General features: G+C 48.3%; 13 protein-coding genes. 2 read left to right on the plus strand and 11 right to left on the minus strand.

Going from position 1 to position 17,783, the window contains the following annotated elements:
• Nucleotides 1–17: 17 nt before the first annotated feature.
• Entirely contained in the window at nucleotides 18–764 is a 747-nt protein-coding gene (locus DMN77_RS08640; RefSeq protein WP_179014663.1) for an NAD-dependent protein deacylase, read from the minus strand.
• A 169-nt stretch (nucleotides 765–933) separates the two neighbouring features.
• Complete coding sequence (locus DMN77_RS08645; RefSeq protein ID WP_179014456.1) at nucleotides 934–1,698, minus strand: HAD family hydrolase; 765 nt, start codon at nucleotides 1,696–1,698, stop codon at nucleotides 934–936.
• Between the two features lie 280 nt (nucleotides 1,699–1,978).
• Between DMN77_RS08645 and DMN77_RS08650 the strand changes: the two genes are divergently transcribed.
• Together DMN77_RS08650 and ilvD are read left to right on the plus strand one after the other, a co-directional pair.
• The gene (locus DMN77_RS08650; protein WP_179014457.1) at nucleotides 1,979–3,037 is read left to right on the plus strand and encodes an acyltransferase family protein; all 1,059 of its coding nucleotides are present in this window, start codon (nucleotides 1,979–1,981) and stop codon (nucleotides 3,035–3,037) included.
• A 1,934-nt stretch (nucleotides 3,038–4,971) separates the two neighbouring features.
• Nucleotides 4,972–6,657 (plus strand): dihydroxy-acid dehydratase, encoded by a 1,686-nt coding sequence (gene ilvD, locus DMN77_RS08655; RefSeq protein WP_068779840.1) that lies wholly within the window; start codon nucleotides 4,972–4,974, stop codon nucleotides 6,655–6,657.
• 108 nt (nucleotides 6,658–6,765) lie between these two features.
• Here ilvD and DMN77_RS08660 read toward each other — a convergent pair whose 3' ends face one another.
• From DMN77_RS08660 to ruvX, 9 genes are all read right to left on the minus strand, one after another.
• Complete coding sequence (locus tag DMN77_RS08660) at nucleotides 6,766–8,169, minus strand: polysaccharide deacetylase family protein (protein WP_068779839.1); 1,404 nt, start codon at nucleotides 8,167–8,169, stop codon at nucleotides 6,766–6,768.
• Nucleotides 8,170–8,685: 516 nt separating this feature from the next.
• Nucleotides 8,686–10,485, minus strand: coding sequence for a peptidoglycan D,D-transpeptidase FtsI family protein (locus DMN77_RS08665; protein ID WP_179014459.1), 1,800 nt, complete (start codon nucleotides 10,483–10,485; stop codon nucleotides 8,686–8,688).
• A 152-nt stretch (nucleotides 10,486–10,637) separates the two neighbouring features.
• Nucleotides 10,638–12,788 carry a methyl-accepting chemotaxis protein gene (locus tag DMN77_RS08670; RefSeq protein ID WP_068779837.1) on the minus strand — a complete coding sequence of 717 codons (2,151 nt, stop codon included), beginning with the start codon at nucleotides 12,786–12,788 and terminating at the stop codon, nucleotides 10,638–10,640.
• 252 nt (nucleotides 12,789–13,040) lie between these two features.
• Complete coding sequence (locus DMN77_RS08675; RefSeq protein ID WP_068779836.1) at nucleotides 13,041–14,375, minus strand: peptidase U32 family protein; 1,335 nt, start codon at nucleotides 14,373–14,375, stop codon at nucleotides 13,041–13,043.
• A gap of 243 nt (nucleotides 14,376–14,618) precedes the next feature.
• Nucleotides 14,619–15,554, minus strand: a complete 936-nt coding sequence (locus DMN77_RS08680) for a peptidase U32 family protein (protein ID WP_179014460.1) — start codon at nucleotides 15,552–15,554, stop codon at nucleotides 14,619–14,621.
• A 14-nt stretch (nucleotides 15,555–15,568) separates the two neighbouring features.
• The gene (mltG, locus tag DMN77_RS08685) at nucleotides 15,569–16,621 is read right to left on the minus strand and encodes an endolytic transglycosylase MltG (protein ID WP_179014462.1); all 1,053 of its coding nucleotides are present in this window, start codon (nucleotides 16,619–16,621) and stop codon (nucleotides 15,569–15,571) included.
• Nucleotides 16,622–16,728: 107 nt separating this feature from the next.
• Nucleotides 16,729–17,034: a DUF1292 domain-containing protein gene (locus DMN77_RS08690; RefSeq protein WP_068779833.1), complete on the minus strand. Its 306-nt coding sequence runs from the start codon at nucleotides 17,032–17,034 to the stop codon at nucleotides 16,729–16,731.
• Nucleotides 17,027–17,350: a DUF1292 domain-containing protein gene (locus DMN77_RS08695; protein ID WP_068780014.1), complete on the minus strand. Its 324-nt coding sequence runs from the start codon at nucleotides 17,348–17,350 to the stop codon at nucleotides 17,027–17,029. The genes DMN77_RS08690 and DMN77_RS08695 overlap by 8 nt, the downstream gene beginning before the upstream one ends.
• Nucleotides 17,351–17,361: 11 nt before the next feature.
• Entirely contained in the window at nucleotides 17,362–17,778 is a 417-nt protein-coding gene (ruvX, locus tag DMN77_RS08700) for a Holliday junction resolvase RuvX (protein WP_068779832.1), read from the minus strand.
• Nucleotides 17,779–17,783: the final 5 nt, after the last annotated feature.

Below are 17,783 nucleotides of genomic sequence, written 5' to 3' on the forward strand. Positions count from 1 at the left end.
ATATCAGGTCGTCTCGATTATGCTGGCGGCAGCATCCGGCCTACTTTCTCCATCACCGCTCCGATCGGATCTGTAATTAATAGGTCGGCATGATGGTCATATGCCGTTGGCGAGGCATTCAGCAGCACCGTCCGATCTCCATTAAAATAAGTCACAAGGTGTGCGGCCGGCTGTACCGTTAAGGACGTCCCTCCGATCAGCAGCATATCTGCCGAAGCGATCGCCTGGATGCTCTCTGAGAGCACTTGGTTATCGAGATTCTCTCCATAGAGCACGACATCAGGCTTGACCACTCCACCACAGCTATGACAGACCGGCACGACTGAAGCGCTTTGCATCACCTCATCCAGGCTGTGAAACTGACGGCAATCCATGCAATAATTGCGATGAATCGAACCATGCAGCTCAAGTACATTCCTGCTGCCGGCCATTTGATGCAATCCGTCGATATTTTGTGTAATAATATGCGTCAGCTGTCCCGCCTGCTCCAGCTTAGCGAGGCAGAGATGCGCCGGATTAGGACGGGCCTCCGAGTGAATCATTTTCATCTTATAGAAATCATAAAAAACCTCGGGATGACGGTTGAAAAAAGACCGACTTAAAATTTCTTCAGGTGCATAGGGCGAAGCCGTCTCCGTCTGATAAATTCCCGCTGCCGAACGAAAGTCAGGAATTCCACTCTCAGTGGAGATCCCTGCCCCGCCGAAGAAGACGATCCTCTGGCTCTCCTGCATCCAGGCAGCTAACTGTTCTATCTTCGTCATATCCATCGTCATTGACCCCTTTTTATTCTTCATGTAGATGTTCGAAAAGTTCAAAAAGACCGATTTTCAGCACCGAGAAGTTGGATAAAGCTATGCCCTCACATCGCGGTGTTTCATCCTTAAACTGAACTCGAACTGGTTTTCTTATCCCAAGCGAACACCCCTGTATTTACTGAACCGACAATTCATGATATCCGCGAACAACCCAGTTCGCATCAAGCAAATACTGCTTGCCATCCCCGTCTGGGGCAATGCCAATTGTACACACAACGCTGGCCTGCTTCCCCATCACCATATCGCCATTGCTATCTCCAATAACGATGCATTGCTGTGGCGTAAGGCCCAGTTCCTGCGCAGCCAGTAATGCCATCTCCGGATCCGGCTTCCCCTTGGATACCCGGTCTCTACCAACAACTACTGGAAAATAACGGCTCAGCCCCATCCAATCCAGATGCTTTTCAGTTTCTTTCACCGTGTCCGAAGTCACTACTGCCAGCTTGATCCCCGATCTGTGACAATTCTCCAGAAACTCCGGAAGTCCCGGAAGCGGCAACGCCCTCCTGTCCTGCTCCAGCTTCTGCATCGCCAACTTGTTATAACGCCTGACCAGCACTGTCGCTTCATTCCAGGGGATTCCGGCAGCATACAGATGCCAGGCCAGCAGCGCCGTCACCTCTTCCTCTGTCCCCATCGCAATTGGCCCGGCCTTATCATATCCAATGATCCTTCCCGTCTGGTCGCTGAACAACCCAAGCGATTCTTTTCTATGACCCATTGGTTCTTTATCCAGAGTGGTCAAATGCTCATCAAGCAATCCGATAAGCACAGTGGCCCAAGCCCCCCACATTGGCATAAAATCCAGCAACGTACCGTCTTTATCAAACAATATCCCTCTGCACGGAACCTCTTGACCATGCACAGTAACTTTCGGCATCGACTCACTTCCCTATATTTATTTTTCACGACCCGATATCTTCCTCTATTGTACCTTGAAGTACGAATCCAGACAAAAGCGACACTTCAGCAGTTGTCAACAGATCGACACATTCCCCCTGGCTGATAGCGTTTTCTTTTGTGATTATTATCACAAGGTGGATCCTGTAAAAATAGTACCTTATAGCTGAACGAAGATTCCTCAAAATTTTCAATAAGTTATTTTAAAACGTACCGACTCGACAACCATGCGGAAGCCGCCGGATAAGGAGAGAATCGTCATGACCAATCATTCGATAAGTTCGCGGGGAGAGACCTTTTTTCTGAATCTGCGCTTTCTGCTCATCGTCTGTGTATTTATAGGCAACGCCATCGAACCGTTAATTACGAGACTTCATGGCATGGAAGCTTTATATATGTGGATTTTTACTTTTCATATGCCTTTATTCGTATTCGTCACCGGATATTTCGCGAAAAGCAATTTATTTGGAGGCGCTGGACGCAAGGTACTGCTGCAAATCGCGATGCAGTATATGATCTTTCAGACCCTCTATCTGGCGCTGGACGCGCTATTATTCCATGTTCATAACACACATTATTCTTACTTCGCCCCTTACTTGCTGCTCTGGTTCCTGGCCAGCCATTTCTGCTGGCGTCTGCTGTTGATTATGCTGCAAAAGCTGACACCCCTTCAACAGGTTATCACTGCGGTTCTGCTCGGTGTGCTGGTTGGCTATCTGCCGGTTGATGGGGTTTGGCTCAGTATTTCGCGGACACTGGTATTTTTCCCATTCTTCATTATCGGTTATCATTTCTCTTACGCACGGTTAAAGCTCTTGTTCACACACAAGGTAAAAATCTTCGCCCTAAGCGCATCAGCCCTGCTGTTCCTCTGGATCGCCTTGGGCGGATTGAACATATCCCCCGGCTGGCTGTATGGCAATATGACCTATGGCCAATTGGGACAAATCGCATGGTACACCGGAATATTTCGTATGCTGCTATATATACTGCAAGCTCTGGCCGCGGCTAGCTTTCTGGCTTTCGTGCCTTGGAGAAAAAGCAGCATCACTGATATGGGACGCAGAACCTTATATGTATTCCTGCTGCACGGTTTTATTGTCCGGCTCGCTGCCCTGTCCCCTATTTACAGCTGGATTCATAGCGATGTAGCCTCACTGGTGCTTGTTGCAGCTGCCGTTGCCTTGACCCTGCTGCTCTGTCAGCCATTCGTCCGCAAACTGGCAGCGCCGCTGATCGAGCCCTCTGTACAATGGATCGTTGACCTGGAGCACCGGGCCACCCACTCGTTTGGCACAAGTGCAGCAAGCAAGCATTAAGACTTTAGCGCTCTGGAGTTTCGTTAGATTCTTGACAGTGGGCGAGACTTTTCGAATCCGGGCGTAGCCTGAACCCGTCTGCTAGCTCTAACGAAACTGGGGAGCGTTATTCAGGGACAAATAGGCTCTTCGGGATTTTAACGAAACTGGGGAACCTTATTTAGTACATTTTAACGCGAAAAGCCTCGATTTGCCCCGAATAACGATATGAGGTTTCGTTAGATTTTTTCCACCCCTATTTTTGGGCAAATAGCGCTCTGGTGTTTCGTTAGATTCTTGACAGTGGGTGTGAATCATCGAATCCGGGCGTAGTCTGAACTGCCTGCTAGCTCTAACGAAACTGGGGAGCGTTATTCAGGGACAAATAGGCTCTTTGGGATTTTAACGAAACTGGGGAGCCTTATTTAGTACATTTTGGCGCGAAAATCCTGGATTTGCCCCGAATAACGATATGAGGTTTCGTTAGATTTTTTCCACCCCTATTTTTGGGCAAATAGCGCTCTGGGGTTTCGTTAGATTCTTGACAGTGGGTGTGAATCATCGAATCCGGGCGTAGTCTGAACTGCCTGCTAGCTCTAACGAAACTGGGGAGCGTTATTCAGGGACAAATAGGCTCTTTGGGGTTTTAACGAAACTGTGGAGCCTTATTTAGTACATTTTAACGCGAAAAGCCTCGATTTGCCCCGAATAACGATATGAGGTTTCGTTAGATTTTTTCCACCCCTATTTTCGGACAAATAGCGCTTTGGAGTTTCGTTAGATTCTTGACAGTGGGTGAGAATCATCGAATCCGGGAGTAGTCTGAACTGGCTGCTAGCTCTAACGAAACTGGGGAGCGTTATTCAGGGACAAATAGGCTCTTTGGGATTTTAACGAAACTGTGGAGCCCTATTTAGTACATTTTGGCGCGAAAATCCTTGATTTGCCCCGAATAACGATATGAGGTTTCGTTAGATTTTTTCCACCCCTATTTTCGGACAAATAGCGCTTTGGAGTTTCGTTAGATTCTCAATAGTGAACTCTGGTTGGCTCAGCTCGTTCAGTTAGCTCTATTTACTCTGTTGGCCTAGTCGCTCTGGCTCTGTTAGCTTGTTTACTCTGTTCGCCCAGCCTGCCCTGTTCACTCTACTCGTTCTGCTGTCCACTCTATTGCCCAGTTCGTTCAGTTAACTCGGTCCACTCTGCTGGCTCAGTTCGTTCAATCCTTCTGTTTGCCTAGTTCGCTCTGGCTCTGTTAGCTTGTTTACTCTGTTCGCCCAGCCTGCCCTGTTCACTCTGCTCGTTTTGCTGGCTCAGCTCATTCAATTTTCTCAGTTCACCTGTTAGCGTTGTCCACTCTGCTGCTTAGTTCGGCCTGTTAGGCCAGTTTTCTCAGTTCACCTGTTGGCTCCGTTAGCCCTATCGGCCCAGCTTGGCCCTGTTTACTCTGTTGACTTTATCCACCTTTTGCCTAGTTCGCTCACTTAACTCGGTTCACTCTGTGAGGATCAGTTCACTCAATTCTCTCTGTTGGTCCAATTCACTCTGTCCGCAATATTCCCTCTGTTAGCTTAATTGCCCCTATTCACTCTACGCGCTTAACTGGCAGATTAACCAATTCTCGCATTAATTTTAACCAATATATAGCACTCTTTTTGGAAAACTTATACTTTTTCATAACCAATTAAGTTTTTCAGAAAAGTTCTGCATTTGCAGGAGTTTTCTTTTTTTTGCAACGAGGACGCTCCTGCCTTACACCATCTTATATTCCGTTTTAGGCGCCAAATCCATTGATTTCAGGTCAAACTTCCACTCCATTCGACGTTTTTTTCAGATATTTTACTGTTTTTGTTTGCTAGAAAAAGCAGAATACATATGATAGACTGTAAAGAAAACCTTTAGCGGTGTAAAGTTCCAAAATCTAATAAATTCTTATTATGGGGGGATCGTCTATTATGACAGCCAAGAAAATGCGTTCAGACATGATCAAAAAAGGCTTCGACCGTGCGCCGCACCGCAGCTTGCTCCGCGCCGCCGGCGTTAAGGAAGAAGACTTCAACAAACCGTTTATCGCCGTATGTAATTCCTACATCGATATTGTCCCTGGACATGTTCACTTGCAGGAGTTCGGTAAAATCGTCAAAGAGGCGATCCGGGAAGCGGGTGGCGTTCCGTTCGAATTTAATACAATCGGCGTGGATGACGGCATTGCTATGGGGCACATCGGAATGCGCTACTCTCTGCCAAGCCGCGAGATTATCGCCGACGCATTAGAGACTGTTGTATCGGCTCACTGGTTCGATGGGATGGTCTGCATCCCGAACTGTGACAAGATCACACCGGGCATGATGATGGGCGCGCTTCGCGTCAATATCCCGACGATCTTCGTCAGCGGCGGTCCGATGAAGGCCGGCGTAGACAGCAAAGGACGCAAGCTGTCGCTAACCTCCGTATTTGAAGGAGTTGGTGCTCACCAAGCGGGCCAAATTGATGATTCGGATCTGTTGGAACTTGAACAGTTCGGTTGTCCAACCTGCGGCTCCTGTTCGGGAATGTTCACCGCTAATTCCATGAACTGTCTGGCCGAGGCGCTGGGACTGGCACTGCCAGGTAACGGTACAATACTTGCCGTATCTGATGAGCGTCGCGACTTCGTAAGAAAATCCGCAAAGCAGCTGATGGAATTGATCAAGCTTGATCTCAAGCCTCGCGATATCGTAACCAAGGAATCAATCGATAACGCTTTTGCTCTGGATATGGCGATGGGCGGTTCTACCAATACCGTATTGCATACCCTCGCTCTGGCGCAGGAAGCTGGAATCGATTATCCACTGGAACGGATCAATGAAGTAGCTAACCGCGTTCCTCATATCTCCAAGCTGGCACCGGCAACAGATATCTTTATCGAGGATGTTGACCGGGCAGGCGGCGTTAGCGCCGTTATTCATGAGCTGCTGAAGAAGCCGGGGGCTATCTTCGGAGAGCAGATGACAGTTACCGGCAAGACGCTCGCAGAGAACGTAGCCAACTGTGAGATTAAAGATACCAGCGTCATCCACAAGATCGATAATCCTTACTCCGAAAAAGGCGGGCTCGCCATTTTATACGGCAACCTGGCTCCGGAAGGTTCGGTCATCAAGGTTGGTGCTGTCGATCCATCTGTCGGCGGATATCATAAAGGTCCAGCCATCTGCTTCGACTCTCAGGAGGAAGCGTTGGAGGGAATCGCCAACGGCAAAGTAAAAGAGGGCTGTGTCGTCGTTATTCGTTATGAAGGACCAAAGGGTGGTCCGGGAATGCCAGAAATGCTCGCTCCTACTTCACAAATTGTAGGTATGGGCCTTGGCGCCAAGGTCGGCCTGATTACCGATGGCCGCTTCTCAGGCGCCTCGCGCGGAATCAGCATCGGTCATATTTCTCCGGAAGCTGCGGAAGGTGGCCCGATCGCATTCGTTGAGGATGGCGATATCATCGAGCTCGACTTGAACAACCGCAAAATCGAGCTGCTGGTTGATGAAGAAGTACTGGCCAGCCGCCGTGCTAACTGGAAGGGCTTTGAGCCGAAAGTAAAAACCGGCTACCTGGCTCGTTACTCCAAACTGGTTACTAACGCTAGTTCGGGCGGAGTTATGAAGATCTAACCGAGATCTAGCTGAGACACATTATTTTCTCCCTTTTACATGTAGAAAAGGCTTGGCTCCTTCAACAGGAGCCAAGCCTTTTTGAATAAACAAATAAATAATTACGGATTACCGACAAGGTAGGGTGGAGCTGATGACCGTCTCTTCTTCCTCCTCGACAAGCCTGTCATGCTTAATCCGATGATGGGAACCATCGTTGAGATATCTCTTCATCAGTAGATCTATCGGCATCAGAATCAACTTTGGCACCAATAACTCCGGTGCCTGCTTTAATCTTGTCCCTCCATCCGGGTGGATCACTCGCATCAGGAATTTCAAATAAATTCGCGAAGAACTAGCAAAGAACCCCTTCGGCAAATCCGTAACCGTAAAACCGAATTTCTCTGGCCCGCGATTAATCATTGTTACCCCATATAGCGCCTTGACATTATGCAGTTCAGGATGATCGACCACGTACTTGGCAATTTCGGGCAATGCCTTCTCGACTTGCCTGATCATTTGAATGGCCAAATGAACTGTAGATTTCGACCTCATCCCCATCTGAAACAGCTTCCTGTTGTCGAAATGCAGCTCCAGCACCTCGTCGCCGGACTTCAGCATCGTTCCATCCATCAATTCAACGGACTGTCCATGATAAGGACGGCTACGGAAATGAAAAATCGGGTTCTGTTCATTCGCCGTATGCAACTGGAATATGAGATGGAACAACTTCTCCCAGAGGAGCCATAAAGCTACAACCGACCGCTTCCACCAACTTAAGGAACGGGTGCTATTTGCCGCCTTCGCCGCCGCTTTGCTATGCTTCAGCTTACTGTCTGTCTCCATCAGGTGGTCGATCCGAACGCTGCGCAAGCCTCGCTTCTGCGCTTCGTCCAGCACTCGTTCCAGTGCTACCAGCATTTCCCTGGGTGCCTCATTGTCGGCGCCCAGGGTAGCTCCGCAATCATGCAGCAGAAATACTTCGCCGCCGCCGAGCTTCTTCAACATCCGCTTCGTCAAGCGTTCAGCTCCGATGCGCTTGCGCCAATCGCTGAACATTGCCGACCAAAGCACGATCTGGACATCGCTTCGGTTAGCGAAGTCGAATAAATTAACGATCCCCCACGGCGGTCTATAATAGTGAGTATCTTTGCCTGTAACCTCATGGATAATTTTATTCGTCTTCTGAATTTGCTTCTTCACGGCACCGGGACCCATCAGCCAATTCGTCTTATGAACATAATTATGGATTCCAATCAAATGCCCGTCCTCGTGCATCCGTCTGATCAGCTCAGGATTTCTCTCCGCATTGGAACCAACGACAAAGAAAGTAGCCTTGGCATCATACCGCTTCAGCAAATCAAGGAGCTGAGGGGTATAATAATGATCCGGACCATCATCAAAGGTAAGGGCAAATTCATCTTTGCTCGAACCATGCTTGAAGACACGATAACCAAACAGACGCGTGATCAGCCCTGGTATAAAAGCATACAACGATGAAATGTAAAACAGCCATATCAGCAAAGTCTCCATGTCGCTTTCCCCACTTCTCTCTGATCTTAGCTTTTCCACGCACATATAGAGATAGTTCAAAAAGTCCACCTTTGATAAGAAAACCAATCCAAGTCATTCCAGGATGGGCGGCGGACGCTTGCCCTTAAGCTGGCTGCCTGGGGCGTCGACCCGGCATTGGAGCAGAAACAGTAGCGGCGTCAGCTCGCGTCATTCAAAGGTAAGTTATCTTGCGATATAGAATATCATCAGCGCAGCTGATAACATATAAAATCTATATCTGACAGGAAATTAACCTGCGAAGTCATCCTCGGCAGCAAATCTTGAGTGCACCCGGGGCTTTTGGTGCTCACGTACCACCTGCATACACCCCGCTCCTCAACGCCTAGCTTCATCCAAGCTTCTCGGTGCTGAAAAATCAGCCTTTTTGAACGAACACATATAGAGGTAGTTCACTCGTACATATTGAATAGCATCCTAACTATTTTAGCACATACTGAGCAAAATGAGGCGCATTTTATAAAATTTGAAAATGAATCAGATCTGTTCCGGCCTGTAGGCGGCAAGAAGATCCATCGTACGTCTGAACAAAGCAGTCGCTTGATGCTCCGATCCTTCCGCCTTGCTCTCTACAAGCACGCTTACCGCATACTTAGGCTTCTCCACGGGACCATATCCAATGAACCATTGGTGATTGTATTTTTTACCTGCTTTTTCGACCTGTGCTGTACCGGACTTGCCCGCTAAATGCCAATCGGCTTGTCTAAGCGATCTCCCCGTTCCCGATTCAACCACTTCATTCATCCAGGACAACAGCAAGCCAGCCGTGCGAGGCGATACTTGCCCCGCCCTTGTCCCCCCTCGATGCTCCGGCATATTCGTGAGCAGCGAGCCATCGCGGAAGCGGATCTCGCTCACCAGACGCGGTGATGTAACCCGCCCTTGATGGAGCAGCGTCACGACCATATTGGCTGCCTGCAGTGGAGTAACCAGAACATCGCGCTGCCCGATCGCGGTCTGGGCCAGCACCCCTCCATCAATTGGCGAATTGCCGTGAAAAATCGCCCCCGCTTCCTCATGGTCGAATTGCCAAAGATCATCACCGCCCATGAATTTCTCCTCATGCCAGCCGACCTTATGGCCGAGGCCAAGCTTGGCCGCAGCAAGTTCAATGCTGCCGGGCGACAAACGTTCGCCCAATGTCGCAAACACGATATTGCAAGAATGGGCGTAGCCTTGTTCCAGCGTAATATCGCCATGTCCGCCTTTCTTCCAACAGGCTAATCCGTATTTTCCATATTGTCCCGAGCAATGGAACACTTCTCCCGGCTTAGTGACTCCACTCTCCAGGGCAGCCGCTGCGATGACGGTCTTGAAAATGGAACCGGGCGGGACAGCCTTCAAAGCGCGATTGCTCCAACTGCCTCCGGTCAGGTCAATATGATTAGGATCGAAGAACGGTCTTGAGACCATCGCTGCCACATCTCCGTTCTCCGCATCAAGAACAACCACCGCGCCCTCCTTCACCTTCATCTCTTCCGTAAGCGCTTCTAATTTTTGCTGCAGCGCGATATCAATCGTCGTTCTGATCTGCAGCGGATGGAAGCGTTCCTCCGGGCCTTTAACTCGGGTGCCTACATTCGGAAAGGGCTCCCGCTTCCCATCTACCGCGTAATAAACCCTTGTACTTCCAGCGCCGCGCAAAAATCTGTCGAATGTCTTCTCCAAACCCGACGCCCCTACTTGCATAGTCAAAGGCAGGTGTTCGCTTTGCTTCCTGCTACCGCGAATCTGCTCGATCACATCCGGCCGCTGAGCTACATAACCAAGCCACTGCTGTCCGTTCTGACCGGATTGGTAGCGTACGACGTGAGGAAGCACCTCTATCCCTTCCATTTGAGCAAGTGATGGCTCCTTGACTCCGGACGAATGATCCAGGAGCCCATGCTTGCTATGAGAACCTGACCAAATATAAGGTACCTCAAGATTTGCCCATTTGCTCCTTAGCTCGCTCTCAGATACCCCCAAAGAAGCGGCGATACGTGCCAGATCCTCCTGAGCAGGCAGCTTCTTGATAGGGAACAATACAGGCGACCAGGTTGTAATCCCGGTCAATTGCCGGCCATATCGATCGAAAAAATTTCCTCTTCCCGGATCAAGCTCAATTCCCTGTTCCCGTTGCCGTACCGCCAATTCATTGATCGTTTTCCCCGAAGATGTCACTGCGGCAAACGCAGCATGGGTCTGAATCCAGGCAATCCTTAGCGTATATACAACAAAAAAAAGACTAAACACGATTAGAATATAAAATATGCGTCTTTTCCTAGCTAATGACATGTACATCCCCCTTTTTCCTTACAACTTCATTATTTCCCTGGAGAGGGATGTTAACACATGAGAAGAAGGAACAAGCAGACCCGTAGGATAACAGCAAAAAAACTGTCCCAAGAGCAAAATTACTCCTGGGACAGTTCTATTATATATATCGCTTAAACTGTAAATTTGGACAGCGATTCCTTCAAACCATTGGATACATTTTCCAGCTTTCCGGAAAGCTGCACCAGTTGATCGCTCACCGTCTGCTGCTCGCTGCTGAGCGATGCAACCTCTTCGGAGGTAGCCGAAGATTGCTGCGCAACAGCGCTGACGTTACTCATCGCTTCAGACAGAACGTTTTGCGATTCATTCAGATCATCAATAGAAGCCGTCACCATCTCGATTTGCTTCACGAAGCCTTCCATTTGATCCTGTACAGATACGAAGATCTGACTGGTTTCCTTCACAGAAGCAATCTGCTGTTGGAATAACGGACTTGCATCAGATAGGGCTTGGACCGTCTCATTCATTTCTTGCTGAATATTGTCTGTGATCTCTCCGACCATCGTAATCGATTGACGGGACTGATCTGCCAGCTGGCGGATCTCATCGGCTACGACCATAAAGCCGCGCCCTGCTGCACCGGCCCGCGCCGCTTCAATCGTTGCATTCAAGGACAGGATATTCGTCTGCTGCGTAATGTTCTGCATTACTTCCAGCACCTTCAGCACAGAAGATGTACTCGATTTCAGAGCGTCTACCTTCTCGGTCAGTGAATTAACAATATCCACTGTAGAGTTCGTTTGTGCAAGCAGCCCATTCAAATATTCGGTACCCTGCTGGCTTGACTTCTCTACCTGATGAGCAGCGGTCTCCATCTGCTTGTTCGCTTGTACAACCTGTTCCATTTGTCGGGATATGTTCTCTGTAAGCTCATTGCCGCGCTCGGCTTCATTAGCCAGGCTGGTAGCTCCGTTAGCGATTTCCTCTGTAGCGATAGCAATCTCTTTGGCAGAGATAGCTGTCTTGTTGGAAGCCTGCGTCAATTCAGTTGCCGTGTCCAAAACATCCTTCGCTGAATGATTCGTCTGTTTCACAAGCTCAGTAATATGCTCCATCATCACGTTGAAGCTATTTGTCAATTGACCGATCTCATCCTGTGATTTCGCCTTCAGCCGTACATTCAGGTTCCCTCTGGAGCCTTCTTCCATCAAGTTCTTCAACTGTGCCAACGGATGAGCAATCATTCTAACCATCCACATAGCAATCAGGATTGTAATTAAGGCGACAACAGCTGCAGCTATGTATGTTGTGAGCAAAATGCCTTTGGCATCCTTCACAAGTTCGGCGGTGCTAACTGTACCAATTAACTTCCAGTCGGCAGCTGTAAAATCGTTATACACAGCCAGTACGGAATTGCCTCCCGCATCCTTGATGCGAACGCCTCCACTCTTGTCTACCGCTTTGGACAAATCATACTCAGAAGCTTCACCTGATTCCGCTTCCACCGATGAACCGATAACTACATTATCCGCTCCGACGATTTGCAGCTTTGAATTGTCACCAAAATTAATTTCCTTCAAGTAGTTCTCCAACACCTCAACATTCAGGTCTTGTACGAGAACGAAACGCTTGGAAGTAGTAACGCTCGATAAGGAACGAATCAATCGTATAGTCGATTTGCCATTACTCTTCTCAGGCACTTTAATCCAGCGTGTGCCGACCGTCTTGGACATTTCTTCGTACCAAGGCTCCTTACGCGCTGCTTCGAAGAATGTCTGAGTCGAGCTGCCGGTTGAAATATCATCCACGCTGCCGTCCACACTCAGCATATAAACCGCTTCTACCCCTTTGCTTGAATAGACGAGGGAATTCAACCGGTTCCTGATATCGTTAATGGTTGTGAAACGGTCGTATTCAGACACGCCGGACAGAGAAGCATTCATAATCGCCTTTTGCATTTCATTGTCCAGGAAGGTCTGTTGCAGAGTCTCTTCATACTTTTGCAAAATAATGTCCAGCTTCTGCGATGTTTGTACTATCGTTTGCAGGTTGGCATTTTCCGCATTATCCTGAATCGTCGACTTCGCCATTTGATAGGACAATATCCCAATAGCTAATACGAAGAACATGATCGCCACGAAGAAAATCAGAAACAGACGAACACCTACAGATTTAGAAGGATTTATTTGTGTTGGAAGAAGATTTGAAACGTTGTCTTTCCAACTTGAAATAAGCTTCTTTTCCCCACTTGATTTAGTTTGTTTCTTCTGCTTGTTCTTGCTGTCAGCTGCTTGGCCCTCCTTCTTCGGAACCAGACCCATGTCAATCACCCACCGCTCATAATAGTTGTATGCCGTGAAACTAGGCTAGAGGTCATGCCTCTATTACTAAATACCAACATCGCCTCATACTTAGTCTATTCGACAAACGATGTCATACTCCTATATGTATCGGTATAACAAGGGGGTATTTTTTAGTGGAATTTGTTGAATTTTATCATTTAACACAAAAAAGGGCCTTTCGTCCTATGATCGAAAAGCCCTAATTTCAGTGATATACAAGTCGCATCTCGTCTATTTCTTCTTACGCATCATATCAAAATAAGATACAGGATAATCCACCTTCATCTTGATTCTTTGCAGCGGATGACGAGCCGCATCCAGCTCATTGCCTTCTTCGTCCCAGATCTTGCCCACCGTCTGCTTAAAGAAAGTGCCATTCGGACCGAAAAATTCAATCTCATGACCCGGTTTGAAATGATTGCGCTGCTGAATGACAGCCATGCCCGTAGCATGATCATAGTCCATGACAAGGCCGGCAAAGTCATACGGCATTGCCTTCTCTTCCGGTTCATAAATGTGATCCTCATGATCGGGAATATCGTAGAAGAAGCCGGTGTTGACCGGGCGATTGGCCGCCTTCTGAATCTCCTCCAGCCATTCCGGTTTAAGAACATAATTGTCCGGATCAGCCATATAAGCATCGATCGCCTGACGATATACGTTGACGACCGTAGCCACATAGTGAATGGATTTCATACGACCTTCAATCTTGAAGCTGTCTACGCCCGCATCAATCAAATCAGGGATATGCTCAATCATGCACAAATCCTTGGAGCCCATCGTAAAGGCATTGTCGCCTTCATTGAATAATGGCAATTGATTAACCCCAAGCTGGAATTGGCGCAATACCGAGCTTTCTCTCGCTTCTTCTTCAGAGATCCATGTTTCGACCGGTCTGGCATCTTCGAACAGATCATATTTCCAGCGGCAAGATTGACAGCATCCGCCCCGGTTGGAGTCACGGTCTGTGAAATGATTGGACAGTACACAGCGGCCGGAATAAGAGGAGCACATCGCCCCGTGAATAAAAGCTTCGATCTCTACATCTACATGCTGCTTGATTTCTTCGATCTCTTCCAGGCTTGTCTCCCGTCCCAGAACTACACGCGGCAGACCTTCATCCTTCCAAAACTTCACAGCCTGCCAGTTCACCGTCGATTGCTGAGTGCTAAGATGCACTTCCAGCTCTGGCACAAGACGGCGTGCCGTATCAACAATAATCGGGTCGGCAGCGATAATCGCCGCAATTCCGACGGAATGCAGGCCGCGCAAATAAGCCTCAATCCCCGCCAAATCCTCATTGTGGGCATATATATTTGTAGCCACAAATACTTTGGCTCCATATTTCTTAGCAAATTCAACGCCCTCGCGCATTTCCTCCAGACTGAAATTGTCAGCACCTGAGCGAAGACCGTATTTTTGACCCCCGATGTAAACCGCATCTGCTCCATAGTGGATTGCAAATTTCAATTTCTCGAGGTTTCCTGCCGGAGCCAGCAGCTCTGGCTTCTCCAAACGGTATCGCTTGCCGGTATATTTGCGTATGTGTCTCTCCGCAGTTTGCATGAATTCGTTCACCTCTAGAAATTTTTAATCGTTAAATGACATGTTCAAAAAAGTCCGACTTTCAGCACCAAAGCTCAAGCTTCCGATGTGCGTTCTCTCAAAACGCTTCTGTTGATAAAGACAGGGTCACGCTATATCGCAAGAAAACCTATCTCTGGACGACGAGACGATCACTCTCTTTGGAGGGCTTCGATCAATTTTCTTATCAAAGTGGACTATTAACTTTTTGAACTACCTCTTAAATTAATACACTTGTTCTTTATAGAAAAATCCGAATGACAACTCACGCTCAGGATCCTGAGCCTCACGAATTTTCTCAATCCAGGCTTCCTCAAACTCATAGGCTTCCGGATCGGTAAAATAAGTGTCAATCGCTTGACGATAGATACGAATAACTGCCTCGTTATAGCTCACCGGCTTTAGAATCGTCTCGATCTTCAAGCTGTCTACCCCAGCGCCCAGCAGCATATGAAGATCTTCCAGAATACAAATATCGTCGGAGCTCATAATATGTGTTCCATTACGATCCTCATAGATCGGGAATTTCTCATCCTGGCGCTCCGCCTCGATCAAGAACAGCCCGCGCTCCATACCTACGGATTCATTCTCGCCAATCACCCGGCCCTGATGCGCCATATAACTGCGTACCAGACTGCGTTTGGAATGGTAAATATTCGTCATCCCATGCACTTGCACCTCGGACTCGATTTGCAAATGCGGCTGCATTTCCGTAATCTCGTCCATATTCAGCTCACGAGCCAGCACGACGCGGCTGGCCCCTTTGCTGCCCCAATAGTTCGCCGTCATATAATTCGTCGAAGTCATTTCCGCGTTCCAGTGCAGCTTCAATTGAGGAGCTAGCTCCTTCACCGTCTGCAATACGGATGGATCGCCAAATTGAACGGCATCCACCCCGGCGGCCCCAAGCTGCTTCACATAATCCGGCAGATCCTTGAGCAGCTCATTACTCATTAAAATGTTGATACATACATATATTTTAGCCCCGCGTTCATGGGCAATCCTGACTGCTTCAGCAATTTCGGCCGGGGTAAAAGCACCTGGCAGACGCATGCCGAATTTATCCTCGCCAATAAGAAAGGCATCCGCTCCACAATCAAGATATGCCTGCAGCTCCGCAAGGGAGCCTGCGGGAACAAGCAGTTCCGGTCTGTTACCCATTCTATACACCTCGGTTATTTAGCTGTTGCCTTGCTCTTCTCAATATTCTTCAAATGCTCTTTGTAGGTCTTGGCAAACAGATGCTCGCCGCTGCCATCCTTCTTCGTCACATAGAACAGATACTCCGAAGCTTCCGGCGCAAGCGCGGCCTCGATAGATTTCAGGCTTGGCGCTGCGATCGGCCCTGGCGGCAGTCCCTCATACAAATAAGTATTATAGGGGCTGTCGACTTTTCTCAGGTCCGAATTCATTAAGCGCTCTTTAGGTTTGTCTAACAGATATTGAACAGTGGCATCAATCTCTAGCTTCATGTTTTTAGCAAGCCGATTATAGATGACGCCAGCTACCAGACTTCGTTCCGAATCAACGACGACTTCACGCTCAACAAGGGAAGCGACTGTCATTATTTCATTCAGACTAAGACCGCTTTTCTTCAACTGTTGCTCAAAATCAGCAATCTTGTGCAGACGCTGATCCGTCTCCGTGAACATCCGGTTGATAATCTCCTGCTCGCTGCTGCCCTTCTTCAACTCATAGGTTTCCGGGAATAAATACCCTTCCAGTCTGAATTTCATCTCCGCTTGATCGGGAATATCAGCCAGCAGCTGACTGTCGATGCCTGTAGGGGACTTGGCCAATTTCAGGAAAGTATCCTCATTAATGAATCCCTGCTCGGATAAGGTCTCGGCCATCTGCTTGACGGTATACCCCTCCGGGATAGTAAAACGGATCATCTCCGCTTTGACAATATCTCCGCTGTTCAGCTTGGCGATAATCTCATCATAATCCGCACCGGGATTTATATCATAAGTACCCGCCTGAAAACGGCTACCCTCGGATTTAAACTTTAAATACGATTTGAACAAGAACGCATTCTTGATGAGTCCTTGCTGCTCCAGGGTATCAGCTATGCTGCTCGTCCGCATTCCAGGTTCAATCGTAACCCTCACCGCTTCTTCCGAAGCTTTCACTGGCTGTATACCATAATAAATATAGGCACCGCCCGCTCCCGCTGCAATAATAATAATCAGAATAAATGCGAGGAACCATTTCAATGCTGTCTTCATAGCCCACTCCTCTACAGCAAAAAGAGCGGGATTCCCGCCCTTATGCCGATTTATATTAGCTCATCAGATAACACAATCGATCGTATTCAAGAGATGTCCTGCCGAACTCATTCAGGGAACGTAAGTTCACCGTATAGCTCAGATACATTCTCCCACTCTTCATCATCTTCGATGGTAACAAGCTCTAGCTCCCCATCCGAGGACTGAACAATCTTGAACAATTCGGGCTCTTCTACAGAAGAAGAGTCTTGATCAGGGCGTAAAGCGGCGTAAGCTGCTCCCGCCACGTCAAATTCATTCTCGACAGTATAATAGGAAGCCTTGCCCTGTTCATCTTGAAGCTCGACGATGGTACCGTAAGCATCACGAACCCGTGACGTCCACACTACCTTCTCCGCTGAAAAATCAGTCATCGTTGTCCTCCCCGTCGAATTCATCAACCAGGGTGTTGAATGTCTCTTCAACGATCTCCCATTCTTCATCGCTCTCGATTGTGTACAGTTTCAGGTCATCGCCGTCTTCCTCGTAGCGGAAGGCATATACTTCTTCGCTCTCTTCATCATCATCATCATGATCCTCGGAATCCAAAGGAACGACCATCATATATTTGGCGTCGGAACCGTCAACTTCGAACTTCATAATTACTTCGAATTCTTCTTCATTCCCCTCTTCGTTGGGAATATAAATAATTTCCGGTTCTTCTTCATAGCCAATACGATCTTTAGACATAGCGATCACCCTCACTTTTTACTCTTAGAGTCCAAATAATTTTGCAAAATCAAGCTCGCGGCCATTTTGTCCACGACCCCTTTGCGTTTCTTCCTGCTCACATCTGCCTCGATTAGCGTTCGATGCGCTGAGACCGTAGTCAGACGCTCATCCCACAAGTGCACAGGCACCTGCAGCATTTCATGCAGTTGCTCCGCAAAGGCCTTGCATATTTCACCACGGGGGCCGATCGTACCATTCATATTCTTCGGAAGCCCGACTACGACCGCTTCCACTTCATGCTGGCTGACCAGCTCAGCGATCCGCTTCAGCTCCGCCCCTTCTTTACGGCGTTCAATGACTTCAAGTCCTTGGGCCGTCCATCCGAGCTCATCGCTAATCGCGACTCCGATTCGTGCATCCCCGTAATCAAGACCTAGAATTTTCATAACTT

Source organism: Paenibacillus sp. 79R4 (assembly GCF_013393165.1).
Classification (GTDB): Bacteria; Bacillota; Bacilli; order Paenibacillales; family Paenibacillaceae; genus Fontibacillus.